This is a genomic window from Streptomyces sp. NPDC051020 (assembly GCF_040683105.1).
Lineage (GTDB): Bacteria > Actinomycetota > Actinomycetes > Streptomycetales > Streptomycetaceae > Streptomyces.
This window is the reverse complement of record NZ_JBFBCG010000061.1, coordinates 17,901-44,586: the sequence shown is the minus strand read 5'-3', so window position 1 is coordinate 44,586 and position 26,686 is coordinate 17,901. Positions and strand designations below refer to the sequence as shown.

General features: G+C 69.9%; 25 protein-coding genes. 9 read left to right on the top strand and 16 right to left on the bottom strand.

Annotated features, from left to right (window positions below):
- The first annotated feature begins 1,139 nt into the window (after positions 1-1,139).
- Complete coding sequence (locus AB0N06_RS27865; protein ID WP_366137433.1) at positions 1,140-2,213, top strand: TauD/TfdA family dioxygenase; 1,074 nt, start codon at positions 1,140-1,142, stop codon at positions 2,211-2,213.
- 323 nt (positions 2,214-2,536) lie between these two features.
- Here AB0N06_RS27865 and AB0N06_RS27860 read toward each other — a convergent pair whose 3' ends face one another.
- From AB0N06_RS27860 to AB0N06_RS27845, 4 genes are read right to left on the bottom strand one after another with little or no spacing between them, the layout of a single operon-like run.
- The gene (locus AB0N06_RS27860; RefSeq protein ID WP_366137432.1) at positions 2,537-3,700 is read right to left on the bottom strand and encodes a hypothetical protein; all 1,164 of its coding nucleotides are present in this window, start codon (positions 3,698-3,700) and stop codon (positions 2,537-2,539) included.
- Positions 3,697-4,908, bottom strand: coding sequence for a Dabb family protein (locus tag AB0N06_RS27855; protein WP_366137431.1), 1,212 nt, complete (start codon positions 4,906-4,908; stop codon positions 3,697-3,699). Before AB0N06_RS27855 ends, AB0N06_RS27860 begins: the two co-directional genes overlap by 4 nt.
- 21 nt (positions 4,909-4,929) lie before the next feature.
- Complete coding sequence (locus tag AB0N06_RS27850; RefSeq protein WP_366137430.1) at positions 4,930-5,454, bottom strand: aromatic-ring-hydroxylating dioxygenase subunit beta; 525 nt, start codon at positions 5,452-5,454, stop codon at positions 4,930-4,932.
- Positions 5,451-6,803, bottom strand: coding sequence for an aromatic ring-hydroxylating dioxygenase subunit alpha (locus tag AB0N06_RS27845; RefSeq protein WP_366137429.1), 1,353 nt, complete (start codon positions 6,801-6,803; stop codon positions 5,451-5,453). The genes AB0N06_RS27850 and AB0N06_RS27845 overlap by 4 nt, the downstream gene beginning before the upstream one ends.
- Positions 6,804-7,009: 206 nt before the next feature.
- Between AB0N06_RS27845 and AB0N06_RS27840 the strand changes: the two genes are divergently transcribed.
- The 3 genes from AB0N06_RS27840 to AB0N06_RS27830 all read left to right on the top strand — a co-directional run bounded on the left by AB0N06_RS27840 (position 7,010) and on the right by AB0N06_RS27830 (position 9,260).
- The gene (locus tag AB0N06_RS27840; protein ID WP_366137435.1) at positions 7,010-7,321 is read left to right on the top strand and encodes a ferredoxin; all 312 of its coding nucleotides are present in this window, start codon (positions 7,010-7,012) and stop codon (positions 7,319-7,321) included.
- Positions 7,318-8,316, top strand: coding sequence for an NAD(P)/FAD-dependent oxidoreductase (locus tag AB0N06_RS27835; protein ID WP_366137427.1), 999 nt, complete (start codon positions 7,318-7,320; stop codon positions 8,314-8,316). Before AB0N06_RS27840 ends, AB0N06_RS27835 begins: the two co-directional genes overlap by 4 nt.
- Positions 8,317-8,474: 158 nt before the next feature.
- The gene (locus AB0N06_RS27830) at positions 8,475-9,260 is read left to right on the top strand and encodes an IclR family transcriptional regulator (protein WP_358861634.1); all 786 of its coding nucleotides are present in this window, start codon (positions 8,475-8,477) and stop codon (positions 9,258-9,260) included.
- Positions 9,261-9,337: 77 nt separating this feature from the next.
- Here AB0N06_RS27830 and AB0N06_RS27825 read toward each other — a convergent pair whose 3' ends face one another.
- From AB0N06_RS27825 to AB0N06_RS27810, 4 genes are read right to left on the bottom strand one after another with little or no spacing between them, the layout of a single operon-like run.
- Positions 9,338-9,694: a cupin domain-containing protein gene (locus tag AB0N06_RS27825; RefSeq protein ID WP_366137426.1), complete on the bottom strand. Its 357-nt coding sequence runs from the start codon at positions 9,692-9,694 to the stop codon at positions 9,338-9,340.
- Positions 9,691-10,464, bottom strand: a complete 774-nt coding sequence (locus AB0N06_RS27820) for an aldolase/citrate lyase family protein (RefSeq protein ID WP_366137425.1) — start codon at positions 10,462-10,464, stop codon at positions 9,691-9,693. The genes AB0N06_RS27825 and AB0N06_RS27820 overlap by 4 nt, the downstream gene beginning before the upstream one ends.
- A 28-nt stretch (positions 10,465-10,492) precedes the next feature.
- A complete protein-coding gene (locus AB0N06_RS27815) occupies positions 10,493-11,656 on the bottom strand; it encodes an amidohydrolase family protein (protein WP_266991813.1) in 1,164 nt (387 codons plus the stop codon).
- 27 nt (positions 11,657-11,683) lie between these two features.
- On the bottom strand, positions 11,684-12,544 hold the full coding sequence (locus tag AB0N06_RS27810) for a fumarylacetoacetate hydrolase family protein (protein ID WP_366137424.1): 861 nt from the start codon (positions 12,542-12,544) through the stop codon (positions 11,684-11,686).
- A 340-nt stretch (positions 12,545-12,884) separates the two neighbouring features.
- On the opposite strand from AB0N06_RS27810, the gene AB0N06_RS27805 reads away from it, so the two are divergent.
- The 5 genes from AB0N06_RS27805 (at position 12,885) to fdxA (ending at position 17,456) form a co-directional block, all read left to right on the top strand.
- Entirely contained in the window at positions 12,885-13,952 is a 1,068-nt protein-coding gene (locus AB0N06_RS27805) for a zinc-binding dehydrogenase (protein WP_366137423.1), read from the top strand.
- On the top strand, positions 13,949-15,043 hold the full coding sequence (locus AB0N06_RS27800) for a class I SAM-dependent methyltransferase (RefSeq protein WP_366137422.1): 1,095 nt from the start codon (positions 13,949-13,951) through the stop codon (positions 15,041-15,043). Before AB0N06_RS27805 ends, AB0N06_RS27800 begins: the two co-directional genes overlap by 4 nt.
- A complete protein-coding gene (locus AB0N06_RS27795) occupies positions 15,040-16,443 on the top strand; it encodes an amidohydrolase family protein (RefSeq protein WP_366137421.1) in 1,404 nt (467 codons plus the stop codon). Before AB0N06_RS27800 ends, AB0N06_RS27795 begins: the two co-directional genes overlap by 4 nt.
- 69 nt (positions 16,444-16,512) lie before the next feature.
- Positions 16,513-16,980, top strand: coding sequence for a VOC family protein (locus AB0N06_RS27790; RefSeq protein ID WP_366137420.1), 468 nt, complete (start codon positions 16,513-16,515; stop codon positions 16,978-16,980).
- Positions 16,981-17,141: 161 nt separating this feature from the next.
- Positions 17,142-17,456 carry a ferredoxin gene (fdxA, locus tag AB0N06_RS27785; RefSeq protein ID WP_366137434.1) on the top strand — a complete coding sequence of 105 codons (315 nt, stop codon included), beginning with the start codon at positions 17,142-17,144 and terminating at the stop codon, positions 17,454-17,456.
- Positions 17,457-17,556: 100 nt separating this feature from the next.
- Here fdxA and AB0N06_RS27780 read toward each other — a convergent pair whose 3' ends face one another.
- The 8 genes from AB0N06_RS27780 to AB0N06_RS27745 all read right to left on the bottom strand — a co-directional run bounded on the left by AB0N06_RS27780 (position 17,557) and on the right by AB0N06_RS27745 (position 26,620).
- Positions 17,557-17,940, bottom strand: coding sequence for a nuclear transport factor 2 family protein (locus tag AB0N06_RS27780; protein WP_366137419.1), 384 nt, complete (start codon positions 17,938-17,940; stop codon positions 17,557-17,559).
- 41 nt (positions 17,941-17,981) lie between these two features.
- Positions 17,982-18,896, bottom strand: coding sequence for an ABC transporter permease (locus AB0N06_RS27775; protein WP_366137418.1), 915 nt, complete (start codon positions 18,894-18,896; stop codon positions 17,982-17,984).
- Entirely contained in the window at positions 18,893-20,071 is a 1,179-nt protein-coding gene (locus AB0N06_RS27770) for an ABC transporter permease (RefSeq protein ID WP_366137417.1), read from the bottom strand. Before AB0N06_RS27770 ends, AB0N06_RS27775 begins: the two co-directional genes overlap by 4 nt.
- Positions 20,068-21,624 carry an ABC transporter ATP-binding protein gene (locus AB0N06_RS27765; RefSeq protein WP_366137416.1) on the bottom strand — a complete coding sequence of 519 codons (1,557 nt, stop codon included), beginning with the start codon at positions 21,622-21,624 and terminating at the stop codon, positions 20,068-20,070. Before AB0N06_RS27765 ends, AB0N06_RS27770 begins: the two co-directional genes overlap by 4 nt.
- A gap of 29 nt (positions 21,625-21,653) precedes the next feature.
- Positions 21,654-22,742: a BMP family ABC transporter substrate-binding protein gene (locus AB0N06_RS27760; RefSeq protein WP_366137415.1), complete on the bottom strand. Its 1,089-nt coding sequence runs from the start codon at positions 22,740-22,742 to the stop codon at positions 21,654-21,656.
- Between the two features lie 252 nt (positions 22,743-22,994).
- Complete coding sequence (locus tag AB0N06_RS27755) at positions 22,995-24,374, bottom strand: amidohydrolase family protein (RefSeq protein ID WP_366137414.1); 1,380 nt, start codon at positions 24,372-24,374, stop codon at positions 22,995-22,997.
- A complete protein-coding gene (locus AB0N06_RS27750) occupies positions 24,371-24,682 on the bottom strand; it encodes a hypothetical protein (RefSeq protein ID WP_366137413.1) in 312 nt (103 codons plus the stop codon). Before AB0N06_RS27750 ends, AB0N06_RS27755 begins: the two co-directional genes overlap by 4 nt.
- Positions 24,683-25,171: 489 nt before the next feature.
- Positions 25,172-26,620 (bottom strand): aldehyde dehydrogenase family protein, encoded by a 1,449-nt coding sequence (locus AB0N06_RS27745; RefSeq protein WP_366137412.1) that lies wholly within the window; start codon positions 26,618-26,620, stop codon positions 25,172-25,174.
- Between the last annotated feature and the right edge of the window lie 66 nt (positions 26,621-26,686).

Here is a 26,686-nt window from a genome sequence, read left to right as displayed (position 1 = left end):
GGCCGTACCGACACGACCACACACTGTTCGTTCTCGTCGATCCGGACGCCCTCGACCACCGTGTGTTCGGCCGTCAGCGTCCGCTTCCATATCCTAAAGACAGACACGCCGTTTCTCTGCTTGATCAAACTTGAGCCTAGACACCTCAAGGATCACAGGAAGCGGCGTGTTTCACGTATCAGACCAGGTCACAGCACCCACACATGCGGCAGGAGAGCCCCTTTTGAGGAGGTCATCGTCCACACACGACATCAGCGAGCAGCCGTCGACGCGCCACCCGCACGTCGACGCCGCCAGTACGCCACTGTCAGCACCGCCAACAGCGGCCCCCACAGCACCAGCGGCGCATAGCAGGAGTAGAACCACACGCTCGCGAACCCGGTACCCTGCCCGGGCGCGTCGGGCGGGAGTTCGTCGCCGCGGATGGTCGCCCCCCATGACCGTCGTGATGGGGCTCAACAGCGACTGTGGTCCAGCGCCCCCCTTGCGGTTCGCTCACCCCGCTGGTCAGAAGCCCGCCCTTTTCTGAAGGCTTCAAGCTGATGGGCCGTCACATGATGTAAGTCCGTGACCGGCGGTCCGTTCACTGGGAATGGCGGCGGCTTGGTGCCGTCGACGCCGCCCGGGCTCTTTCGCCTTGGCCCGGATCGCCCCTCCACCCGGCCACGGCCGTCTCGTCACACTCGGCCACCTGCCGCGCGGGCACCTGCGGTCGGCCAGGCCTCATGTGCGCGCCGACGTTCTGCCGCAGCGCTCGGCCGCCGAACCATGCACGGTGGGATGCACCCGCTCACCCAGCATGCCGCTTCGCAAGATGGCGTCTCGCATATTGACGAGCGCCTGGGCCTCCCCTACCGTGGGGACACTTCTCGAAAGGACGGGACCAGCATGAGGCCAGTCGCTCTAATGGGCGCCTTCGCTGGCCGCCGGACCTTCGGCCAACAGCTCAGCTACTCCCCGCCCCGGGAGGGACTGCGCCCCGGAACAGGTGCCGGCGAGCCACAGACTCCGTTCTGAGTTCTCTGAGTCTTCTGAGTGCCGTTCGTCGCCGCGCGATGAGCAGCCACCGCACACCGAAACGTCGTCCGTCGTGTCTTCGCCGACGGGCCTGTCATCACTTCTTCGAGGAGTGCATCAGCGTGACCTCCACTGTCCGCCGTGAGCCGATCTCCGGGCCGTCCGCCTGGCGCGGCGACGAGCTGTCCAAGTCCACGGAGTGGATCTACGTCCTCAGCGATGCCGAGCGTGCCGAGCTGGAAGACCTGGGCCGGCGCTTCGTCGCCGACGACCCAGACCTGCGCACCGTCGCCGCCGCCGACTACCCGTTCGACGCCTGTCGTGCCCTGAACGACGAGTGCGCCCGCCAGATGGACACCGGCCGGGGCTTCGTCCTGGTGCGTGGCCTGCGCACCAAGGAATACGGCGACGTCATGGCCGCGGCCATCTTCTTCGTCATGGGCCTGCACCTCGGTCGGCCGATCGGGCAGAACCAGCGCGGCGACCTGCTCGACCACGTGATCGCCACGTCGGACAAGACGTTGTCCGACGAGGGCGCCCTGCCCTCCCGTGTGCGGGACCGGCTGCCGTTCCACTCGGACAGCTCCGACGTCGTCGCCCTCATGTGTCTGCGAGGTGCCAAGGAGGGCGGAGCCTCCAGCCTGGTCAGCGGCACCACGATCTACAACGAGTTGCTGCTGCGCCGACCGGACCTCGCCCCGCGGCTCTTCGACTCCTATCACTGGGATTGGCGGCGCCAGGACCCCGACTCCCCGGAGTTGACATACACCTCGCCGATCATCAGCTACGTCGACGGCGTTTTCAGCACCTACGCGGGCAGCTCGATGATCTTCAGCGCCCAGCAGTACTCCGACGTCCCGAAGCTGACGCCCGACCAGGTCGAGGCCATCAACCTCTTCGACGAGATCTCCCAGTACCACGGCCTGCCGATCGACATGGACTTCCAGCCCGGGGATGTGCAGTGGCTGCTCAACTACGCCGCATTGCACTCGCGTTCCGGCTACGTCGACCACCCGCAGCCGGAACGCCGCCGGCACCTGCTGCGTCTGTGGCTGGGGCGTGATGTCGGCCGCCCGCTGACGCCCAGGTTCGGCAAGCACGTCGTGGAAATGGGTGAACCCACCGGACCGCCGCTGGCCGGTGGCCGATTCCGCATCGCCGACGCCGTCACCGTGAACGACGACTGGGGAGTGTGACGCCGTGGCCTCTCGATGACGGTCGGTCATTCCCGTCGCGGAGCCGCCGTGCCCTCCGATCGGGGTACGGACGGCGTCGCTACGCTTCACGGCGGCATGTCCGTGGGGACGAGCACCTTCGCGGCCGGCCTCGCCGGTCTCCCGGGGCGGTGACGCCGGAGGCGGTCTCGACGAGGACCAAACCGCCACCCGTGCCGTCGAGGACACCAAGTCGGTGACGATCCGGTCCACGCAGCCCTTCCCGGTGTGGCGGGTGGCCCGCGCTGTCGACGAGCTGCCCGCACGGTTCGTCGGCAACCGCCGCCCGCGCCGGAATCCCCGGGCTACGCCGGCAGCTCTGTCAACAGCCGCCGATAGATGCGCGCATAGGCGGTCAGCTGTGCCAGAGACAGTTCATCGCAACGCGGATCACCGGCGGCCGGCTTCGCCTGCGGGCCGAGGCGTACGGTCTCGACGCCGCAGGCGCGCAGCACGACGCCGTCGGTCGATCCCGTCCAGCCGGTGACGGTCGGCGGCGGTGAGCCGAACTCCTCGAGCCAGGCCGCCCAGGCTGCCGTCACCACCGGGGCGTCGGTCGCCGTGGCCGCAGCCGACGCCACCGGCTCGGCCTCCACATCGACCGCGCAGTTCCGCAGCACCGACTCCGCGCACCGCATCCGCAACCGGTCGGCCAGCTCGGCCGCCAGCGCCTTCGGCTCCACCTGGTCACCGGCTACGACGTACAGACCGATCCGCATCTGGGCCGGCAGGAGGTCCGGCTTGTCGGGCCAGCCGCTATCGATCGCACCGATGCCACAGGCCCGGCCGGTCTGCCCGAGCCGCGGGTCGGCGGTCAGGTACGCCGTGCGCCAGCGGGCCAGCTCGTCCAGGATGACGCCGGCCGAGGCGACAACTCCCCCGGCCGGCGTGGCCGACTCCGCCGCCATCGCGGCCCCGGAGCGGCCGGTGACCCGGACGGTCAGATAGAGCGCCCCGGGCTCGTGCCACAACAGCGTGGGAGGGCCGCACTTGGCCACGATCGCGGACCGCGGCAGCGGGTATGCGTCGATATATGACTCCAGGCCGGTGATCCCGCTGGCGCGGCGGTGTGTCCCGGAGCCGGCAAGCAGCAGCCGTCCGGCACCCGCTCCGGCGAAGGCGACCAGTGCGGCGGCCACCGGCCCGCGGGCGACCCCGAGCCCGAAGCCGGTCACCGCGTCGCCGGCCACGCCGAGCGGACCGACCGGCGCGGCGTCGCCGGTGATGAGCCGGATGCCCGCGCCGTCGTGGTTCAGCGACGTGTCGAGGTGGGAGTACAGCAGTGGGCCGGCCCCCTGTGTGGCAACCAGACTGCCACCCTCGCAACCGTACTCCTGCACCTGCCACTCGATGTGCGGCCACCGGGCCGCGCACCAACTGCGCAGCCGATGGGCCGCCGTCCGTTCCTGACCTCGTGGCGCGGGGGTCGTGTCGAGCAGCCGCAGGACGTCCAGCACCTGCTGTCTCAAAAGCGTCCCCAGTCGTCGGAGGCCGGACGCCACACGTCGATGTTGCGCGGGTCGGCCGGCATTCTGCGGGGCCGGTGCGTCTCATGCTCCTCCGGTGTGAACACCCGGTGCCGGTCGCACAGTTCGTATCGCGGGCCGAATCGGGTGTCGTGCATGTAGAACGCGATCGACGTCGATGCCGAGTGGTTGACGATGTCGGAGGCGATCGGGGCACCCTTGTACAGCGCGCGGGCACGCATCCGCATGACATGGTCGAGGCTCTTCATCGCGAAGCACAGGTGCGCGACATAGTGCTCCGTGTTCTTCTGCACCGCGAGGCTGTGGTGGTAGCGGTCCTCGCAGCGGTAGAACGTGGTCGAGCCGACGACGTGGTCCGAGGGCAGGAACTTCAGGACGTTCTGGTAGAAGTCCAGCGTCTCCTCGAACTTCGGGGTGGCGATGAAGGGGTGCACCAGGTCGAGCGGCCGGATCTCGATGTGGGGCGGCTCGGCGTACTCCTGGAACTCGGTGAACAGCTCGACGACCAGACCGTTGGGGTCCTTCACCGCGAAGCCGTTGTCGCACAGCGCCTTCTGCCGCTCCTGCAGTTCCAGGACCTCGAGGCCGGCGTCGAGAACGGCCTTGTGCAGTTGCTCCAGGACCTCCTCGCTCTCCACGCTGTAGCCGACGGCGGTCGTCCATCCGTCGGCGCGTTCGGGCGCGTGGATCAACTCGATCGAGTGGTGTTCGATGTCGGCGCGCAGGTAGGCGTGTTCGTCCGTGCGCTGCTCCAGTTGCAGACCGACGTGGTATTCGAGGAAGTCGATTGTGGCCTGCATGTCCGGAACCTCGATCCGGGCGTACTCCATGCCGTACGGGCCGTGCGGGCGGGTGCTCACCGGCGGTCTCCTTCCTGCCGTGAGCGGCGCCCGCTCGGCGAACTCGAACGAGGTGATGGCCTGCTGGGCGATGACCGGCCGCCAGCGAGTGCGCACGAAGTGTTCGTGCGACTCGCTGCCGAGATAGGCGAGCAGGTCGTCCTGGCTGTCGAAGTCGACGGCCATAGTGTGGGTGAAGGTCTGGTCGCGGGTGCTGATGTTCTCGCCGAGGACGAAGCCGCGCATGGCCGGGTACCGGTCCGGGAAGGTGCGCAGTTCGCCCAGCACGGACTCGCGCGTCGTCCGGTCGGTCCCCTCGGCGAAACGGAAGGACAAGGTGTGTCTGATCATCGGGTCGCCGTCCGTCGCCGGTCAGAGGATGAAGCTGAGTCGGGCGCCCGCCGCGAGCGACTCGTGGCCGAGGACGGAGCGCCGCAACCGGAAGCGGAGCCCGTCCTCGGTGGGCACCAGGAGGTGGTCGTACCACCCGACGTAGGCGTCGAAGTGCCCGTCGCGGGCACGGTGCACCACGAAGGAGGCAGCCACCTTGAAGGAGTCCTCGGTGCCCTCGCAGAGCCGCACGTTGGACACCAGCCGGTGGGTGCGTGAGTGCGGGTTCTCGGCATGCGCCTTGCGGGACTTCAGGCGCTTGACCCGGGCGAGGAGCAGGCCCCAGTCATCGTCGACGAACGATCCGTTCTCGTGCGGCGACCAGCCGGGCCGGTAGTCGGTGGTCGGGATCTCGAAGCGGGCGCCGGGCTCGAAGAGGGCGAGCCAGCCGTCGTAGTCCCAGCGGTCGAGGATGTCGGCCTCGGTGTAGAGGAAGTCCTCCACGTCCTGCCGGGTGACGGTGCGTCCCGCGCACCACACGGAGCTGCGGTTGCCGATCGTCGTCATCGCACGTACCTCCCCACCGGGAAGGAAGCGGGACGCTCGCCGTGGATCTCGATGCCGTCGTCGAACCCCATGGAGTCGATCCAGTGCCGCCAGAAGCCGCGCATCGCGCCTTCGTCGACCGACCGGCCCTGCGCTCCCTTGACCTCGTCGGCCATGCCGCGCGACATGTCGCTGAAGTCCAGCTCGGGGATCCCGGTGCCCGCCGTGGCCTGGATGCCGCGCTGGACCGCCTCGTACGCCTCGATGTCGTCCGGTGTGGCGAGGCCGCCCGGGCCGACGAAGCTGACGACCGTCTTCATGCGCAGGGCGCGCGTATCCGGGTCCTCGGCGCGAGGGACCAGTTGCCAGGCGCGCACATCGGTCTGGTCGGGGGCCACCGGCTCCAGTTGACGGATCGACAGGCCCTCGATGTCGAACAGCAGCAGGTTCGGGAACACGAACAGGATGTGGCTCTCGTCGGCCACGTGGTGCGCCCGCTTCTCCCCCAGCCGCTGGGTCATCTCGGCCCGGTGGGCGTCGGTGCGGACCCGCTCGGCCTCGCCGAAGCGCGGTTCCCAGATCATGCTGATCCGCCCGCCGTGCCCGGTCAGGACCAGCAGACCGTGGCCGTTGCCGAGGTTGTACGCGTACTGGTTGTCGTCGGTGACGGCGTAGCCGCTCTCCCGCAGGTAGCCCACGAACGTGTTGTGGGTCGGTGCGAAGTGGTACCCGTCCATCGCGTTCTCGACGGCGAGCTTCCAGTTGCCGCGCACGCTGTAGAGCTGCGTGCCGGGCAGTGTGGTCATGCCGCCGACGTGCTGCTGCTCGATCATCGTCAGATAGTCGGCGGCGTCGCCGAGGTGTTCGAGCAGCGGCGGGACGTCGGGGTCGAAGGAGATGAAGACGAACCCCTCGTGGATCTCCAGGCGCGGCACGCCGCGCAGTCCCATGGAGGCCCGGAACTCGTCGCTCGACTCGTACGCGCCGGCGTCCGGGATGGCGGCGACCTCACCGTTGTTGCGGAACGTCCAGGCGTGGTAGAAGCACTGGAAGAGCCTGGTCGAGCCCTCGTTCTCGCGGCACAGCACGGTGCCGCGGTGCGGGCAGGAGTTGAGGAACGCGTGCACCTCGCCGGCGGTGTCCCGGCAGAAGATCAGCGGTCGGCCACCCAGGGTGCGGACCTTGAAGTCGTTGGGGTTGGGGATCTCGGTCTCGTGCCCGAGGTAGAGCCAGGTGTGCATCCATACCCAGCCGCGTTCCCTGGCGAACAGTTCCGGGCTCCGGTACGCCTCGCGGTTGACCCGGAAGGTGAGCTGGTCCCAGTCTTCGACGATCATCGTTGCTGGTGCGGTCCGGGGATTGCTTCCCATGCGGAGTTTGCCTCTCACAAGTCCCGACCCGAGCGGCATTCCGTGAGACGCCGTCTCGTATGTCGCATTAGCCTCCCTCGGTGAACTCGGCGGTGTCAAGCATCCGTCACACGGTTGACACCCCGACCTGACGCCGCCATCATCCAATTTCACATTGAGATACACCGTCTCGCATTCTGCACGACCGTGTGAAGGGTGACAAGCGCGTGCCGTACGTCATCACCGACGCCTGCGTCGACGTCATGGACAAGTCCTGCATGGAAGAGTGCTCAGCCGACTGCATCTACGAGGGCGACCGGATGCTCTGCATCCAGCCCGACGAACGCGTCGAGTGCCGGCGCGAACCCGTCTGCCCGCAGATCTCCATCTGCCACCACGAGGACCTGCCCGCGCACAGCAAGCACTTCGAGCAGGTCAACGCCGAGTTCTTCACTCTCGGCACCCCGCCCCTCGGCTCCCCCGGCAGAGCCCGCGGAACAGGCCGCGTCGGCCACGACCACCCCGAGGTGGCGGCGTGAGCGGCCACGCGGCCACGGACGCCGCTGCCGAGGTGTCCGTCGACCTGCTCATCGTGGGCGCCGGTCCGACCGGGCTGTACGGCGCGTACTACGCCGGTTTCCGCGGCATGAGCGTGGCGGTCGCCGACGCGCTGCCCGAGGTGGGCGGACAGATCGCCGCGCTCTACCCCGAGAAGCTCATCTATGACGTGGCCGGCTTCCCCGCCGTCCGCGGCCAGGAGTTGGTGGACCGGCTGGCCGAACAGGCCGACCGGTGGAACCCCACCTATCTGCTCGGACACGGGGTCACCGAACTGGACGACACCGCCGAGGGCATCGTCGCCGCCACCGACACCGGCACGCGGATCACCGCGGGTGCGGTGCTCGTGTGCGGCGGGATCGGCAACTTCATCCCCCGCGAACTCCCGGTGGGCTCCGAGTACCTGGACCGGGGGCTGCGGTACTTCGTACCGCGTCTGGACGAACTCGGGGGACAGGACGTCGTGGTGGTCGGCGGCGGTGACTCCGCCCTCGACTGGGCGCTGTCCCTGGAACCCATCGCCTCGTCGGTGACGCTGGTGCACCGGCGTGCCCGGTTCCGGGCCCATGAACGTACTGTCGAGCAGGTTCACGCCTCCTCGGTGCGGGTCCTCACTCCCTACGAGGTCGAGAAGATCCACGGCGACGGCGCGGTGTCGGAGGTCGTGGTCGCCACCTCCGACGGCGACCGGATCACTCTGCCCGCCCAGACCGTGGTGGCCGCGCTCGGCTTCATCGCCGACCTCGGCCCGATCGAGCGGTGGGGACTGGAACTGCGCCGTCGGCGCATCCTCGTCGACCGCACCATGCGGTCGAGCCGGGAGCGGGTGTACGCGGCCGGTGACATCGCCGACCACGACGGCAAGGTCACCCTCATCTCGATCGGTTTCGGCGAGGCGGCTCTCGCCGTCAACCACATCGCCGCCCTGCTGGACCCGGCTCGTTCGATCACGCCCGGGCACTCCTCCGACGCGTGAGTCCGCGCACTGGACCACCCCCCGGGCAGGGCACACCGCGCAGGGGCTCTCGTGCCTCCGCCCCCGCCGTTACACTTCCAACTACCACTACTCTATTCAATACGGCGTTTCATTCAGTGTCTTATGGCAGGCCAAGTGCGATTGGGAGCGATACGTTCATGCCCACAAAGGCACAGCGCGGCACCGGCGAACAGGGCGGCCCGGACAGGACCGCCCCGACGATCCAGACGGTGCAGCGTGCGGCCCTGATCCTCGGATCGTTCACGGTCGGCAAGCCGCACATGAGCCTCAACGAGATCACCGCGCGTCTCGGGGCGAGCAAGGCGACCGCGCACCGCTACACGAAGGCGCTGCGGGCGGCGAATCTGCTCCGGTACGACGAGCGCACCTCGCTGTACTCCCTCGGTCCCCAGGTGCTCACGCTCGCCTCGGCGGCGCGGGCCGGTCTGCCGATCGTGGCCGCCGCCGAGCCGTACATGGAGGATCTGGTCCGGCGTATCGACGAGACGATCGTGCTGTCGGTCTGGGACGGCGAGTCGGCGACCGTGGTGCGCTCGGTGGACAACACCGACCACATGGTGCGCATCAGTGTCCGGGTAGGTTCGCGCCTGAACCTCACGTCCTCGGCACAGGGGCGCGTCTTCCTCGCGCTGCTGCCCCCGGAGCAGGTGCCGACCCTGCCGCGTTCCGTCCGCAACTCGGCCGAACTCACCGAGGAGCTGGAGGCCATCCGGCAACACGGGCTGTCGGTCAACTCCCCCACGGTCAACGGAGTCCGCACCGTCGCGGCGCCGATCTTCGAGGGGGACAAGATCAGCGGGACGCTCGCGATCGTCGGCACCACAGCAACCGTGCCCGACGATGTCACGTCGCCGATGGCCCAGGCACTGCTGGAGACCGCCCGCGCGTTGTCGCAGCGGCTGGGCACCCCTGACAGCAGCTGACCGTCCTACGACGGCGGAAGGCCCACCGCGGTCCGCGGTGGGCCTTCCGCCATGGTCCGTGACGGGTCGTCCGGCGCTCAGGGCAGCAGGTCGGCCCGCGGTGGGACGAAGAAGTCGATGTTCACGCAAGGGGCCTCGGTCGGCTCCACGTAGTGCTCGCTGCCTCGGGGAACGAGCAGGAACGAGCCGGCCCGCATGTCGTGCGCGACACCGTCCACGTAGTAGTTCGCGCGCCCCTCGGCGATATGGACCAGTTGGTCGAAGTCCTCGTGCCGGTGCGGGTTGAGTTCCATACCGACCTGCAGCTCGTGGTGACAGATCATCACTTCGTCCGTCGCGTAGACGCGGCGACGTACCCCGGGCCGCACCTGGGTCACCGGCAGTTCGTCCCAGTTGACGACGGTGTTGACCAGCGCTGCGTTGCGTGTGCTCATCGAGCTTCCTCTCCGGCGGTCGCCCGTAGGCCGGCCGCCAGCATCTGCAGGTCCGAACCGACCACGAGGTAGCCGGCGTCATCGAGGCCCAGGTCTGCCGCGGCGGCCCGGGTCGGCGCCCAGCCTCCGAACGCCACCCCCGCGGAACGGGCGGCGCCGTTCACCCGGTTCACCGCGGCGCGCAGCACCGCCGGGTCCGTCGGCAGACCCAGGTCGACCGCGAGGTCGGTGCTGCCGACGAAACACACGTCGAGAGCGGCGACCAGCTCCGGCAGAGGGTCGGTCCGCGCGGTCTCGATCTGCCCCACGAGCACCGGCGGGTCGTCCTGCTCGGCGCGGAGAAACCCGCCCAGCGGGGCCGCGCCGAACCGGGCGGCCCGGTTGGCAAGGCTCACGGAGCGGCGGCCGGCCGGAGCGAACCGAGTGGCCGCCACGAGTGCCTGCGCCTGGGTGACGCGGGTGAGCATGGACAACTGGATCCCGGCCGCCCCGGCCTCCAGGAGCCGGTTGACGGCGGCGGCGTCCACCTCGGGCACCCGGACCAGGGCCGCCAGTGCGCAGGCGTCCGCGTGGCGCACCAGGTCGACGGCGTTCCGCTCGCTGAGGGTGGAGTGTTCGAGGTCGACGACGATGAACGCGAACCCGGCCGTCGCGGCCAGTTCCACCACGTCGAGCGACGCCAGCTTGACGAAGGTGCCGACGGCGGGTTTCCCCGCCGTGAGGGCCGCTCGCAGTCGGCGCCGCAACGGATGGGCGGAACCGGTGGTCATGAGAACCTCCCCTGGGCGTGCCGGTCGGTCAGGCCGACCGCAGACCTCGCCACGGCACGATGTCGACCTCGGCGCCACCGTGCAGCACCACGGTCGGCTCCAGGCGCGGCGCGAGAATCGTGTTGCCTGCGGCGTCGGGCAGGGTGACCTCGTCGGTCTCGGTGACGACGGTGACATCGGCCCGCCCGCCGACCTCCAGGCGCCCGTAGCCCTCGGTGTCGAGCCCGAGCAGTCGCGCGGGCTCGACGGTGGCCCGCCGGACGCACTCCTCCAGCGGCGCGCCGAGCGCGACCAGCTTGGAGATGCTGGTGAGCAGGTCGAACACCGGGCCGCGCCAGTTGCGCGCACTGGTGTCGGAGCTGAGCACATCGGGCAGGAATCCGTCGGCGATCGCCCGGCGCGCCACCTCGAAGCTGAGGTTGCTCCTGCCGTGGGCGGAGTCGAACAGCACGCCGCGCTCACGGGCGGCGGTGACGGCGGGCTGCACATGGTCACCGTCGAGGATTCCGTGCGGCTTGCCGGTGTAGCAGTGCGCCACGATGTCGCCGGGGCGCAGGTGGTCCAGTACGACGGGCAGCGGCTCCGCGGTCTCGCCGATGTGCAGCATCAGCGGCAGACCGGCCTGTTCGGCCAGCGCCACGGACTTCTTCAGCAGAGACTCCCAGTTCTCGCCGACGACGTCCTCGGAGAGACGGATCTTGAACCCGCGCACGATGTCGGGGTGGGCCTCGGCGGTCGCGAGCGCGTCCTCGGGGACCAGGGTGTCGGGGTTCAGCAGCTCACCGAATCTGAAGTCGATCAGGCCGAGCACGGAGACGTTGAGGAAGTTGACGATGCGCAGCGGGTTGGGTTCGACCACCAGCTTGCGAAAGGCCGCGAAGGTCGAGGCGCCGGCTGTGCCGGCATCCGCCGCCGCGACCACGCCGCGGCGCAGATGGGCTTCCTCGGCGGGGGCGCCGACGGCGGAGACGTGCTGGAAGATGTGGGTGTGGCCCTCGACGAGGCCCGGTAGCACGGTGGAGCCGGTGACGTCGATGGCGCGGGCCGCGTCGGCCGCCAGACCCTCGCCGATCGCGGCGATACGGTCACCGGTGACCGCCACGTCGAGCCGGGCGTTCGTGGCCGATGCCGGGTCTATGACGGTGCCGCCGGTCAGGACGAGGTCGTAGGACGGCGCAGAGGAGTGGGACATCGGTGTCTGCTCCAGGGTGAGGGGCGGTCAGCCGACCTGTTCGGTCGGCCGGTGGTCGCGCGGTGACGCGTCCGAGGGACGCACGATGCGGGTGAGGAGGGGCAGCACGCCGTCCACCTCGACTCGTACCTCGTCGCCGTCGGCGAGGAAGCACGCGCGGTCCTGGCCGGTGCCGGCCGGGGTTCCGGTGAGGACGACATCGCCGGGTTCGAGCGCAGCGAACCACGACAGTCTGCTGAGCAGATCGGGGATCGGGAAGATCATCCCGGCGCTCGTGTCGTCCTGCAGAAGCTCGCCGTTGATCCGGGTCCGTACACCGATGGCGTCGCGGTCCGCGAGATCGTCGGTAGTGCGCAGCGAGGGGCCGAGCGGTGTGAACCCCGGGTAGCTCTTGGCGAGGACAGGGATGCCTGTAGTGCGCATGACATCACGGGCCGTCATGTCGTTGGCAGCGGTGATTCCGGCGACCGCCGGCCATACCTCCGACTCGCTCGCCTGGTACAGCCGGCGTCCCACGACGACCGCGATCTCCCCCTCGTAGTCGGGTTCGGTCGCGGCCCGCGGGATCACCACCTGAGCGCCGGGTGCCGACACGCCTGACGAGGCGGCCAGGTACAGGATCGGTTGTTCGGGCAGCCCCCGGCCGGTCCGGGCGGCCTTGGACACGTAGTTGAGTCCGACGCCCCACACCGCGCGGGGGCGGCCCAACAGTGCCGTGGGGGTGACCTCTTCGAGCGGGATGCGCCGACGCACCGGGCAGGAGGCCAGACAGCGCAGCGAGCCCTCCTGCTGAAGGACCGCTCTGACGTGCGGAAATGCAGTGTCCAGCAGGGCGGCAGCCCCGTCCTCGATCCGGCCCAGGCCGGCCTGCATCGTCACTACCTGCATGACAGGCATCTTTCAATGCGAGATGGCATCATGTCAAGCAATACGCAGGTGTGGACTGAAGGCATGCGAGGGCTCCTGTCCGGACAGCGTTGGACGAGGTGTCGGAGGTGCGCTGGCCTGAACGGACGCCGGTACCGGGCTCGCCGGGATTCACGGCGACTTGGTGAGGAGCATTGACAACCCCCGACCGGCGCCATAGCGTTCCGGCCCACTTGGTCGATGGGCAACAAATCGGTCAGGGGGAGCGTTTTCGGCGCTCCGCGGAGACCGTTGCATGCCGGCCAGGCGTGCAACGAGCTGGCCGGCAACAGAAGTCACACAGCCAGCGGAGGTCTCTCCCATGAAGGTTGTACTCCATCAGACACACGGCGGACCTGAGGTGCTCCAGGTCGCCGACGTCCCGGTGCCCGAACCGGGGCCGGACGAGGTGCTCGTACGCGTCGCGGCCTGCGGCCTCAACCACCTCGATGTCCTGCAACGACGCGGGCCCGGGCTGATCCCCGGCTTCAAGCTGCCGCACGTGAGCGGCATGGACATCGCGGGCACCGTCGCCGCGGTCGGCCCGGCGGGCAACGGGCGGGCGGGCAACGGGCAGGCGGGCAAGGCGGCCACGCTCGCCGAGGGCACGCGCGTCGTGGTGAACCCGGCCGTGCCGTGCAGTCGTTGCGAGAGCTGCGCCGCCGGAAAGGACGGCGGATGCCCGAGCGCGGGTGTCATCGGCGCCACCCTGGCCGGCGGCTACGCCGAGTACGTTCTCGTCCCGGCGGCCAATGTGCACCACGTGCCGGACGAGGTCGATCTGGTCGACGCGGCCGTCGTGCCGACGATCTGGATGACGGCCTGGCACGCGCTCATCGAGATCGGCAAGGTCCGCCTCGGCGAGACGGTGCTGATCCACGCGGCGGGCAGCGGTGTCAGCACCGCGTTGATCCAGTTGGCCAAGGCCGCCGGTGCCCGCGTGGTCACCACGGTCAGCTCGGACGCGAAGATTGACTACGCACGCGGCCTGGGTGCCGACGTCGTGGTCAACTCGACGACCGGCGACGTCGTGGCGGCCGTGCGCGAGTTCACCGGCGGGCGGGGCGCCGACCTCGTACTCGATCATGTCGGCCCGGCCACGTGGAACACCGGCATCTACAGCCTCGCGCCGCGCGGGCGACTGGTGTTCCTCGGCAACACCACGGGAAACCGGGCCGAGTTCGACCTCGTCTACGCCTACCACTTCGGGCTGCGACTGCTCGGCTCGGACCCCTACGACCGCCGCGAGTTCGCCGCGATGCTCGACGCCTACTGGGCCTCGACGTTCCGTACCCCGCTCGACAGCGAGTTCCCGCTGACCGAGGCCGCGGCGGCACAGCAGCGGATGGAGTCGCGGCAGGCCACCGGCAAGATCGTGCTGCGCCCATGAACACGACGAACGCCACCCCGGCCGGACCGGCTCCGGTATGGGACGTGATCAATGGTTTCACGTCCTACTGGGCGCTCTCGGCCGCGCTCGACCTCGGCCTGTTCGACGCCCTGGCGGAGCACGCCGATTCCGGGAAGGGCCTGGACGCCAAGCAGTTGGCGGCCTCGATCGGTGCGGCCGAGGACACCCCGGTGACCGTGCTGGCCGAGACGCTTGTCGCACTCGGCCTGCTCGCCGCCGTCGGGAGTCGCTTCAGGCTCACGCCCGTGGCCGAGCACTACCTGGTGTCGTCCGCGCCTGCCTCCATGGCAGCACTCGTACGGTACTCCCCCGGGCCGCCGGGAGCCTGGCCGGGCCTGGCCGAAACCATCCGCACCGGCGCACCCGAGCCCGCCGTGACAGCCGACCTGACCGCGCTGTACCCGGCGCTCGTGCGCGCCACCGGCCCGACCCAGGCCCGCGTGGCGAGCGCTGTCGCCGCCGAACTGGAGCGCCGCGGGTGGTGGCCGAGGCAGCCGACGGTCGTGGACCTCGGCTGCGGCTCGGGGGCGTGGCTGACTGCACTGCTGCGCACCCGGCCCAGCGGCACGGTGATCGCCGTCGACCGGCCGAACGTGCTGCCGATCGCCGAGCAGGCGGCCAGAGAGGCCGGCCTGCGTGAACATGTGATCACCGTCGCCGGCGACTATCTGGAGGCCGATCTCCCGGTCGCCGCCGCCGATGTCGTCGTCCTGGCACATGTGCTGCGCGCCGAACCGGACGAGCGTGCCCGGCGGTTGCTCGCCCGCGCGGTCGAACTGGCCGGTGCGGACGGGGTGGTCGTGGTCGTCGACTACACGCGTCCCGATCCGGCCCGCACCCGACACGACGACAGCGGTGGCGAGGACCGCGGCGCCGTCTGTGCCGCCGCGCGCCACGAACTGCTGCTGTCCCTGACGATGCTGGCCTCGACAGCGGGGCTCGGTGTCACGGTCGCGGACCTGCGCGCGTGGGCCGAAGCGGCCGGCGCCGAGCTGGTCGGCTCGTTCGAGCCGGTGCCGCGCCAGCACGTCCGCCTCATCCGCTCCCGCACCCCGGAGGCCATCTCGTGAATTCCCCGAACACCACGGCACCCGCCGACACCCTGATCGTCAACACCCACGTCGTAACCATGGACGACTCCCGCCGCGTGATCAGCGACGGAGCGGTCGCCATCCGGGGCGACCTGATCGTGGCCGTCGGCAAGACCGCCGACGTGACCGCCCAGTGGCACAGCGACACCGTCATCGCCGGTGAACGGTTCGTCGTCACCCCGGGGCTGATCAATACGCATGTGCACATCACCGGCGAACCGCTCACGCGCGGTTTCGTCCCGGACGACACCCCGTTCCTGGAGAACGTCTTCGAGTGGCTCACACCGATCCACACGTACTACACCGAGGAGGATGAGCACATCTCCGCCCAGCTCGCGGCGCTGGAGATGCTCAAGAGCGGCACCACCGCGTTCCTGGAGGCCGGCACGATCCGGTTCATCGACCCGGTCGTCGAGGCCCTCAGCGAGATCGGCATTCGCGCCCGCGTCGGACCGTGGGCGTGGGATCTGGTCCCCACGCCAGAGGTGCTGCGCATGTCGACCGCACAGGCGATCACGCGCCTCGAAGACTCGATGGACCGGTACGCCTCAGTGGCCGACGGCCGTATCCAGGCATGGCCCATCATCATCGGCCACACCTGCTGCAGCGACGAGCTGTGGCGGGCGGCGAAAGCCCTGTCGATCGAGTACGGCACCGGGTTCAGCTTCCACATGTCGCCGGCGGCGATGGACCCCGAGGGGTTCCTCGCGTCGTACGGACAACGGCCGATGGTGCACCTCGACAAGCTCGGCGTGCTGGGCAACAACGTGATCCTGACCCATGCCGTCCACGTCGACGACGACGAGGTCGCGCTGCTCGCCCGCACCGGGACGAGCGTGTCGCACTGTCCGACCACGGCGCTGAAGGTGTCGTACGGCGTGACCCAGATCGGCAAGTTCCCCGAGATGGTGGAAGCCGGTGTCAATGTAGCGATCGGCACCGACGGCAACAACGCCTCGAACTACCACGACCTGATGCGCGCGACCTACCTCGTCGCCGGTCTGTTCAAGGACGCCCGGCGTGACGCCACGATCTTCCCGGCCGAGGACGCGTTCGCGATGGCCACCCGCAACGGCGCCCGCGGACTCCAGGCCGAGCACGAGATCGGCTCGATCGAGACGGGCAAGAAGGCCGACCTGGTGCTGCACGACACCAACCGGCCGGAGTGGCGGCCACTGCACAACGTCGCCAACCAGCTCGTGTGGTCGGCCGACGGGCGGGGTGTGCACACCGTGTTCGTCGACGGGCGGCGCGTCGTCGACAACTACCGCTGCACGACGATCGACGAGGACGACCTCCTGCGCCGCGCCCAGACCGCCGGTGAGGGCATCGTGGCCCGCTCCGGCCTGCCCGACCGGGCCAAGTGGCCCACCGTCTGACCGCACGGCCGAGCGTCGCGGTCGCGCCGAACGACACGAACGACACGAACGAATGAGGAGAGCAGAACCATGGCAGAACTGACCGAACCCCGCTGGACCCATGTCGCCATCCCGGTCAGCGACCTGGACCAATCGATCGAGTTCTACGAGCGCATCACCCCGTTGGTGCTGGTCACGAAGAACGACGACGACAACGGGCGCAGCGCCTGGCTGTCGAACAAGGGCCAGGTCGACTCGGCTTTCGTCCTTGTCCTCGCCGAGTTCTTTCCCGAGGTCGGGGCGCGCTTCGGCATCGAGCCGGGCAAGAAGGTGCCGACGCTGGCGCCGTTCGCGCACATCGGTATCGAGTTGCCCCACCGCGAGGACGTGGACGAGGTCGCAGCGAAGGCACGCGAGACGGGCAACCTGCGGTGGGAACCGATGGACATGGCCGCCCACATCGGGTACATCTGCGCCGTGAACGACCCCGACGGCAACACCATCGAGTTCTCGCACAACCAGAAGGTGTTCTCGACCATCCAGGAGCTGTGGGGCTGAGCATCTGCAGTTCTGGGGCCGAGCCGGGAGCCGACCGCACGCTCCTCGGCCGACCCGCTGGTCATCGGCGGTGGCGTCAGCGATCGGGCCGAGCCGAGAGCCTGCGGTGCCGGCGCCGCCATCATCCTGTTCCGCACGATCGTGTGAAGGGCGACAAGCGCGTGCCGTACGTCATCACCGACGCCTGCGTCGACGTCATGGACAAGTCCTGCATGGAAGAGTGCCCAGCCGACTGCATCTACGAGGGCGACCGGATGCTCTACATCCAGCCCGACGAATGCGTCGAGTGCGGGCGCTGCGAACCGGTCTGCCCGCAGATCTCCATCTTCCACCACGAAGACCTGCCCGCGCACAGCAAGCACTTCGAGCAGGTCAACGCCGAGTTCTTCACTCTCGGCACCCCGCCCCTGGGCTCCCCCGGCGGAGCCCGCAAAGCAGGCCGCGTCGGCCACGACCATCCCCACGTGGGAGCGTGACCGCCACACGACCACGGACATCTCGGACCCCGGCCGCAGCAGTTGCGGGCCGGGGTCGCGGTGTGTGCACCTGCCCTCGCCGGTGTCTTCCCGAGAGGTGTCACGCCAGTTGGCGCCGCACCTCGCCGCTGTCCCAGTAGTCCGTGCGGCGCGTGATGAGACCGCCCACGACGGTGAACACGAAGACCCCGCGGACGCGCACGGGGCGGTCGCCGACCGAGCGCATCCGGAACGTCATGACGTACGGCACCGCAGCCGACTCGCCGTCGACGATGAGTCGCTCGGGCACATAGCGCAGGTCCGTGAAGTCCTCCAGGAACCCGGTCAGGGCCGCGCGGTACTCTGCGCGGCCCTTGCGGCTCCGGCCCATCGACGAGGTGTGTTCGTTGACGAAGTCCTCGGCCACACAGGCCGCCACGGCGTCGGCGTCGTGCGCGTTCAGCGCGGCCAGGTACGCCTCGACCGTGGCGCGGGTGTCGTTCACAGCCGGCCTCCCCGTTTCGCCCGCACGGCGTCCACGCGCCGTCAGGCCGAGCCGCGCTGGAAGGGCCGGCCGAGTGCGGCGGGTTCTCGGTGCTGGGTGGCGAACAGCAGCATGGCGAGAAGCGCGAGCAGATACGGGGCCGCGACGAGGAGCTGGGCGTTGAGGGTGACACCGAGCGCGGGGAGCGCCAGGCGCATCGCGTCGGAGAGGCCGAACACCAGGCAGCCGAGCAGGGTACGGCCGAGCCGCCACGCCCCGAAGATCACCGCGGCGATGACGATGTACCCGCGTCCGGCGGTCATGTTCTGGTTGAACGATCCGACCTCGCCGACCGCGAGGTAGGCGCCCCCGAGACCGGCGAGTGCGCCGCACCACAGCAGGGCCTGCCGGCGCCGCACACCGACCTTGATGCCCGTGACATCGGCGGCCTGCGGGTTCTCCCCCACCGCCCGCAGCTCCAGGCCCCAGCGGCTGCGGTCCACCAGCCACCAGGTGAGCGGCACCAGCAGGATCAGCAGGTAGGCGGGCCAGCGTCCGGAGAACAGCACCTGACCGATGAGCGGGATGTCCTTCAGCAGCGGGATCGACAGCACCCCCACCTGGTGCGAGGCGAACTGCTGAGTGGTGATCAGGTAGCTGGTGAGCCCGAGTACCAGCGCGTTCAGCACGAGGCCGACGACGAAGGTGTTGATCTGGGCACGGTGGGAGAGGTTGCCGTGCACGAAGCCGATGACGAGGCCGGTCACCACGCCGACCGCGAGACCGGCGGTGGCGCTGCCGGTCGCACTCGCGGTGGCGATGGAGGTGAACGCGGCGCCGAGCATCATCGCCTCGACGGAGATGTTCATCGCTCCGGCGCGCTGGGCCAGGTACTCACCGCAGGCGGCGAACGCCAGCGGCACGGTCAGCCGGACACCGCTCGCCAGAACGGTCGTGGTGTTGTCCAGAACGCTCACACGGCCGCCTTCATCTTGGTCGGGACAGCGGGCAGGGGGAACGGCGTCGGCGGTGTGGCACCGCGCCGTCCGCGGAGGAGGCCGACGAGGAGGGGCGGTGCGACGAACGCGAGGACGAGCAACGCCTTGACGATGTCGACGAGGTAGTACGGCACCCCGGTGGCCGAGAGGAAGTCCCCGCCCGCCCGCAGCACAGCGAACCCGAACGACACCGGTATCGCGATCAGAGGCCGGTTGCGTGCGACGAGCGCGACGAGCAGGCCGTCCCAGCCGACGTTGTCCGAGAGCCCGGCCTGCAGCCGGTTGGGGCTGACAGGGCTGGCCAGCAGCAGCCCTCCCGCCAGCCCCGCGAAGGCGCCCGACAGTGCCAGGGTGAAGCCGCCGAGCGCGGCCACCCGGACTCCGGTGTGCTGGGCCGTCAGCGGATTCAGTCCCGCCATGCGTACCCGGAAACCCCACCGGCTGCGGCTCAGCACCAGCGCGACACCGACCGCGGCGACGAGCGCGAGGAACAGTCCCGCGTTCAACTGCACCGAGGGGTAGTGCCCGAGGCCGCCGAGCAAGGCGTCGGCCGGCAGGGGGTTGGACTGCGCGTCGGCGATGCCCGAGGAGCCCTGGGCGCTCTCCTGGAGCCACGGGGTGCTGACCGCGAAGGTGACGAGCTGGATGGCGAGGAATGTCATCAGCAAGGTGCTCACCACGACGTTGACACCGCGGAAGCGGTACATCAGCGCACTGAGCGCGGCCCAGAGGCCACCGCCGACCGCCGCGGCGGCCATCACCACGACCACCAGCATCGGGCCGGGCAGGGCCAGCCGCAGCCCGACCCAGGCGCCGAACAGACCACCGATGAGCACCTGTCCTTCCTGTCCGATGTTGAAGGTGCCGGCGGAGGCGCAGATGGCCGCGCCGACCGCCACCAGCAGCAGCGGCGCGGCGTTGAGCAGCGTCGTCGTCCAGCCGGTGGTGTTGGCCAGACTTCCGGTCCAGATGGCGGACAGCGAGGCACTCGGCGAGGCACCGGTCAGGGTGAGCAGGAGCGTGGACACGCCCAGGGCGACGGCGACGAGCACGATGGTGAGACTCGCGGTCAGCCAGCCGTCGCGGCCCGGTCGCAGATGGGCGAGGACGCGTCGGCCGAGATCGTCCGGCGCCATCGTCGGGGCGGCTCTCATGCTGCCTCACCGCCCACCAGCATGCCGAGGCGTTCGGGGGTCGCCTCGGAGACGGGGAGCGCTCCGCTGATCCGCCCCGAGGAGATCACCGCGATCCAGGATGCAAGAGCCATGACTTCCTCGAGTTCGGTGGAGATGAGCAGCACTCCGACGCCTTCGTCGGCCGCTCTGCGCAGCCGGGCGTACATGTCCTCGATGGCACCGACGTCAAGCCCGTGGGTGGGCTGCGCGGCCACCAGGACCCTGGTGTCGCCGGACAGTTCCCGGGCGAGGACGACCCGCTGCTGGTTGCCGCCGGAGAGGCTGCGCACCGGCGCGTCCAGCGACGGCGTGACGATGTTGAACTCGTCCGCGAGACGGCGGGCCTGAGCGAGCGTCGCGCGCCGCCGCAGCAGGAACCGGCCGCTGACCTCGTCCAACGACTTCATCGTCAGGTTCTCGGCGACGCTCATGTCAAGGATGACGCCGCTGTGGTGGCGGTCCTCCGGCACGATGCCGAGACCGGCCTTGGACAGCGCGCCGGGCCGGGTGACGTCGACGCGGTTCCCGGCGACGTCGATGGTGCCTTCGGTCGGCGCGACCAGCCCGGCAAGGACATCGCCGAGGATCGACTGGCCGTTGCCCTCCACGCCGTAGAGGCCCACGATCTCGCCCGCGCCCACGGTCAGGTCGACGGAGCCGAGAACCTCGACCCCGCCCTGTACGACGGTGAGTCCGGCGAGGCGCAGCACGGCCTGCTGCCGGTCGTGCGCCCCGCCGTGGCCGGCGCGCGTCTGCTGCACCGGCAGCAGGCCGAGGGCCGCGCCCTCCTCGCCCAGCGACACCTCACGGCCCACCATCTGCCGGGCGAGCAGTTGTGGAGTGGTGTCGGACGTGACCGCCCGGAAGGCGACACGGCCCTTGCGCAGGACCGTCACCCGGTCCGTGGCCTGGGCGATCTCGGCGAGTTTGTGGCTGATGAGGATCACGGCGCGGCCCTCGTTCGCCACCACGCGGTCGAGCACGGCGAACAGTTCCTGCGATTCGGCCTGGGTCAGCACCGAGGTCGGCTCGTCCAGAATCAGGATCTGCGGGTCGCGCCGCAGGCACTTGACCACCTCGACCCGCTGCCGCTCGCCGGCCGAGAGCGCGTCGACGCGCGCCTCGGGGTCGACGGGCAGCTTGTATCGCGCGGAGACCTCGGCGATGCCGTCGCAGACGGCCTGCTTGTTCACCTTGCCGGTGTCGCCCAGTGCCACGTTCTCCCACACGGTCAGGCCGTTGATGAGGCTGAAGTGCTGGTGCACCATGCCGATGCCCAGTTCGGCCGCTTCCTGCGGGCTGTCCAGCGCGACCTCCTCGCCGCGCACCAGGACGGTGCCGGTGTCGCGCCGGACCAGCCCGAGCAGGACCTTCATGAGGCTGGACTTGCCTGCCCCGTTCTCACCCAGGAGTCCGTGGATCTCGCCGGCGTCGACTCTGAGGTCCACGGCGTCGCAGGCCGTGACGGATCCATAGGATTTGGTGATGCCGCGCAGTTCGAGGATCGGAACCGCTGAGGTCGTCGGTGTCATCGCTGATCTTCCTCGTGGGTGTCGGCATGTCAGCCGAGGCGCTTGACCTCGGCCGCCGGGTCGATCTCCTTGTTGCCGATCTTCTTGATGAACGACGCGAGTTGCTGGTCCTCGTCGCCCTGTCCGTGGCAGATCTTGACGGTCGGGTAGGGGTCGACGCCCAGTTGCCACACGCGTGTCGTGCCCATCTTCAGGTTGTCCTTGGCGAACTCCTGCAGTGCGGCGCGGAAGTAGTCGCCCGGGCTGAACAACACCGAGATGTCGAACTTGGGGCTGTTCGAGTCGCACCGGTCGGTGCCCGGGGTGAGGGTCAGTGCGCCGCCCGCGTTCGCGAGGTTCGCGGAGGCGTCGGTGGCGCCGCCGAGGTAGGGGTAGATGACCTTGACACCCTGGCTGAGCTGCGCCTGGGTGGCCTCCTTGGCCTTCGCCGAGTCGTTGAAGTCGCCGGTGTAGGTGGTGGTCAGGGTGGCCTTCGGCACGACCTCCCGGATCCCGGCCAGGAAGGCCGTGGAGGCGGCGACGCTGAAGTCGGCCTTCAGGCCGGTGATGAACCCCGCCTTGGTGTGGCCGGCCGCCTTCATCTTCAGGCCCGCGGCGTAGCCGGCGACGAGCATGGACTGGTTGGGGTCGTCGGTGGACAGCACGATGCGCGGGGTCTGGTCGATGTTTCCCTGCATCGGCACATACCAGGCGGACCTGGCGCAGACCGGCTCCTCCGAGGCGGGGATGGCGGTCTTCAGTTCACTCGCGCCGAGCGCAACCAGGTCGACCTGCTGCTGGCACAGCGCGCGTGCCGCGGTGAGCGCGTCGCTCGGGGGCACACTGCCGCGCTTGACGACCGTCCAGCCCTTCTCCTTGGCGAAGGCGTCCGCCGAGTCGACGAAGCTCTGGTAGTAGCCGCGGTCGTTGATGTCGCCAGGGCTGAGGACACCGATGACGACTTTGCCGTCGCCGTTGACATCGGGCCCCTTGAGCCCGGAGCCGCTGCCGCCGCTCGCCCCAGGGGTGGCCTTGGGCGCCGTCGCCGCGTTGTCGGCGCACGCGGACAGCGCGAGGGCACCCGCGAGGGCGAGGCCGACCGCAGCCACCCGGCGCCGGAGCATGCTGTGTGAAGTCATGTGCGTGAGTCCATTCACTGGGTGGCACCGCCCCGTCGGGGCGGTTGTGGCGGCGGGGGTGGCGGTGCGTCAGCGGGTTCGATGCCTCGGTGTGGCTCGGCACGGGAGACCCGCTTGTGCGGGAAGGGGAGGTTCCTCGCTCGCGGCGACGCACCACGCAGGAGTCATCGGTGGTGACGCGGGCGCGCTCGGCGCGCAGGTGGTGTGCTGCAGGGAGGCGGAATGTCTACGACGTTCAACGGTGGGCACCTTTCACCGGCCCGCGGCCGACTCCGTGAGCCAGGTCGGGCGGGGTGTGCGACCCGCGCGCCGCAGGAGGGCGGCGGAGCGGTCGGCGGCAGCGGCTGCGAGGGCGTCCGGATCAACGCCTGTCGGCCGCCGGTCACGGACGACCACGCGGCCGTCGACCAGCACATCACGAACGGTGCGCGACACATGGCCCCATACGAGCTGGCGGGCCAGATCGCCCCGGGGTGTCCAGGCGGGGTCTGTGGTGTCGAGTACGACGATGTCGGCCGCCTTGCCCACTTCCAGGGAGCCGATCCGGTCGCCCAGACCGATCGCCTCGGCGCCGTCGACCGTCGCGAGCGCGAACGCCTGCTCGGCGCGGATCGGGTCGGGCAGGTCACGGTCGCGTTCCAGCGCGGCGAACAGGTAGGCGGCCAGAAGAATGTCCGGGGCATCGCCCGCGTTGTGCGCGTCGCAGCCCAGCGCCACCCGGCCGCCCCTGCGCACCAGTTCGGCGTGGCGCGAGGCGCGGGTGTACCCCTGGGCGAGCCGCAGACAGGCCCCCGGGCAGGAGGCGACCGAGGTGCCGGTCTCCAGGATCGCGTCGACCTCCGCGTCGTCGAGCCACACAGCGTGCCCCAGAAGCAGACGCGGGCCGAGTACGCCCAGCTCACGGAAGTGGACCACCGGACGACGCCCGCACCGCAGCGCGTATGCCTCGACGTCCGCGGGTCCCGGCGAGATGTGCCAGGTCAGCCCCGTGTCGAGCCGTTCGGCCAGGCTCGCGGCCCCGGTGAACAGTTCATCGCTGGCCAGGTCGTGGCCGACGAGTGTCACCCACCCGGTGACCGGTCCGGTGACCGGCAGGGACCGGACGATGTCCTCCTGCCGGGCGAGCACCTCGTGCGCGGGCGCGCCGAGCGGCACGTCCTTGGCGTCCCAGCCCCAGCCGCCGACCCGTGCGCGGACACCCACCGCGCCCAGACCGGCGGCGACGCGTTCGGGGTAGGCCACCGTGCCAGGCTCCAGCACCGTGGTGATGCCCCGGGACAGACACTCAACGGCGGTGATGGTCGCGGCCAGTTCGTCGTCGTCACCGTCGGCGTGGGCGTGCAGCGGGACGATCCAGTCGAAGATCGACTCCTGCGAGCCGATGCTGTCCGGGACCATGCTGCGCACGAGGGGGTCGACGGTCGTGTGCTGGTGTGCGTCGATCAGGCCCGGGATGACGACACAGCCCGACGCGTCGATCTCCCGCGCTCCAGGGAAGCGGGCGCGCAGTTCCTCGGCCGTGCCGAGCGCGGCGATGCTGTTCTCCGACACGGCGACCGTGGCACCGGTGAGGACGCGCCGCGCGGAGTCCATCGTGACGACGTCGCCGCCCACGATCAGCAGGTCGCTCATGGGTTGATCACGCCCTCGCCGATGGGTGAATGCGGGCGGTCGGCGCGGGCGGTGAGCGACCGGGACCCGGGGTCTCGGACGACCGAGCCGTCCGCAGCACCGGCCGACGCCTCCGATGCGCCGAAGTCCGTTCCCGGCACGTGCGTGGGACAGCGGCCAGGGTTCGGGCCCGCACCCTTGACCTGTGGCAGGGCCGGGCGGTTCGGCCCACGGTACGCGACGTCGACGAGGTCGCTCGGTCTGCGTTTGCGTTCCGGGACGTCCTGCGGGAACGCCCCCGCGTACCCGCCGAATTCGGTCTGCACCATGGCTTGCACCGCGCAGCCTCCTCACCTTCACCTGTCTCGCATTGCGAGTCGGTGGAACGTATTGTGAGGTACTCTGCCGCCGCTGCCCGATGGGTGTCAACGCTCCTGCACCACTTCTTCGCCTCGTCGGCGTTCCGCTTCCTCACGAGGCCGACAGCCCAGGTGGCAACGGGTGGAGGCCGGTGAAAAGACAGCTGTCGCCGGGCCGCGAGGCGGCTCGGCGACAAGTGAGATGCCGGTTCCGCGTCCGGCCGACAAGCAATGAGCGAGTGCCGTTTCAGCGCGAGGTCGTGAGTCGCTGTCCGTGCAGTACGGTGCCGCCCGGCGCCCACGCGCACGGCTCACCCGGACCAAGACCGCTGTCGTCCTCAGGCACGCGCGGGCGGCGCCACGGTCCGCCGCCCGCGCGGCAGGTCAGTCATCGGTCCGGGTGCCGGACCGCTTGGAGGAGCTCCGGCGGTGCCCCCGTCGCACCCGTCGTGTCCGGTCTCAGCGGGTCAGCAGCCGGATGGCCACGCCCTTCTCCTGGGTGTACTCGCGCAGCGCCGCGTACCCGCCGCCCCTGCTGAAGCCGCTGTCCTTCTGCATGTTGAACGGAAAGCCGATCACTCCGGCGTCGTGGAACTGGTTGACCGCCACCTGCCCGGAGCGGACGTCCTTCGCCAGCCGCAGCGCCCGCGAGAGGTCGTTGGTCCACACGCATGCCAGGAGACCGAAGTCGGTGGCGTTCATCAGCTCTGTCGCCTCGACGGCGTCGCGGAACGACTGGACGGCGAGAACCGGGCCGAAGACCTCCTCGCGGGCGACGCGCATGCGCGTTTCCACGCGGTCGAACACGGCCGGCCGGACGAACCACCCCTCGTCGGCGGTTCCGCCACCGGTGACCAGCCGAGCCCCCTCGCGAGGCGCTTGCGCCAGAAAGCCGCTGACGCGGGCGAACTGCGCGGCACTGACCAACGGCCCCATGTCCAAGTCGGCCTCCCACGGCCCGGTCTTGACCGCGGCCATGGCGGCGGCGACCCGCTCCACCACCTCATCGTGCACCGACGCCTCCACGAGCAGCCGGGAACCGGCGTAGCAGTTCTGCCCCGCGTTCTCGGTGATGGAGGTGACGATCGCGGGGATCGCCGTGTCGAGGTCGGCATCGGCGAAGAGCACGTTCGGCGACTTGCCGCCGAGTTCCAGCTTCACCGGGACGAGGTTCTGTGCTGCAGCCGCCATGATCGCCCGCCCGGTGGCGGTGGAGCCGACGAAGCTGATGTGGTCGACCCCCGGGTGCGAGGTGAGGGCGACGCCCGCCTCCGGGCCGAGGCCCGCCACGACGTTGATCACACCCGGCGGGAATCCGGCGCGGCAGGCGAGTTCGGCGAGTGCGAACGGGGCCAGCGGTGCGATCTCGGACGGCTTGAGGACGACGGTGTTGCCCGCGGCGAGCGCCGGCGCCACGTTCGCGGCGGTGAGCACGGCGGGGACGTTCCACGGGATGACGATGGCGCACACGCCGTACGGCTCGGGAACCGTGTAGCCCAGGTAGTCGGGACTGCGGGTCGGCAGCGTGACCCCGGTGAGCTTGTCGGCCGCGCCGGCGAAGTAGTCGATGATGCCGTGGGCGATGTAGATGTTCGTCCGCCCCCCGGACAGGGGCTTGCCGACGTCCTGTGCCTCGACGGCCGCGAGCGCCTCGATCTCGGTGATGATGAGGTCGGCCCAGCGCCGGATCAGCGCCCCGCGCTCGCTCGGGCTGGTCGCCGCCCAGGCGGGGAAGGCGCGGCGCGCGGCGGTGACCGCGTCGTCCACATCGGCGCGGCCCGCCCGGGCGACCTCGGTGATCACCTGTCGGGTGGCCGGATCGAGGACGTCCAGCGTGCCGCCGTCGCGGGCCGCCACCCACGTGCCGTCGATGAAGTGCTGGGAGGAAGGAAAGCCTAGAGCCGCCATGAAGGGAACATTGACCGGCCCTGTCACGCATGTCAATATGCAGTCTCGCTTTGTGAGGCTCTGAGG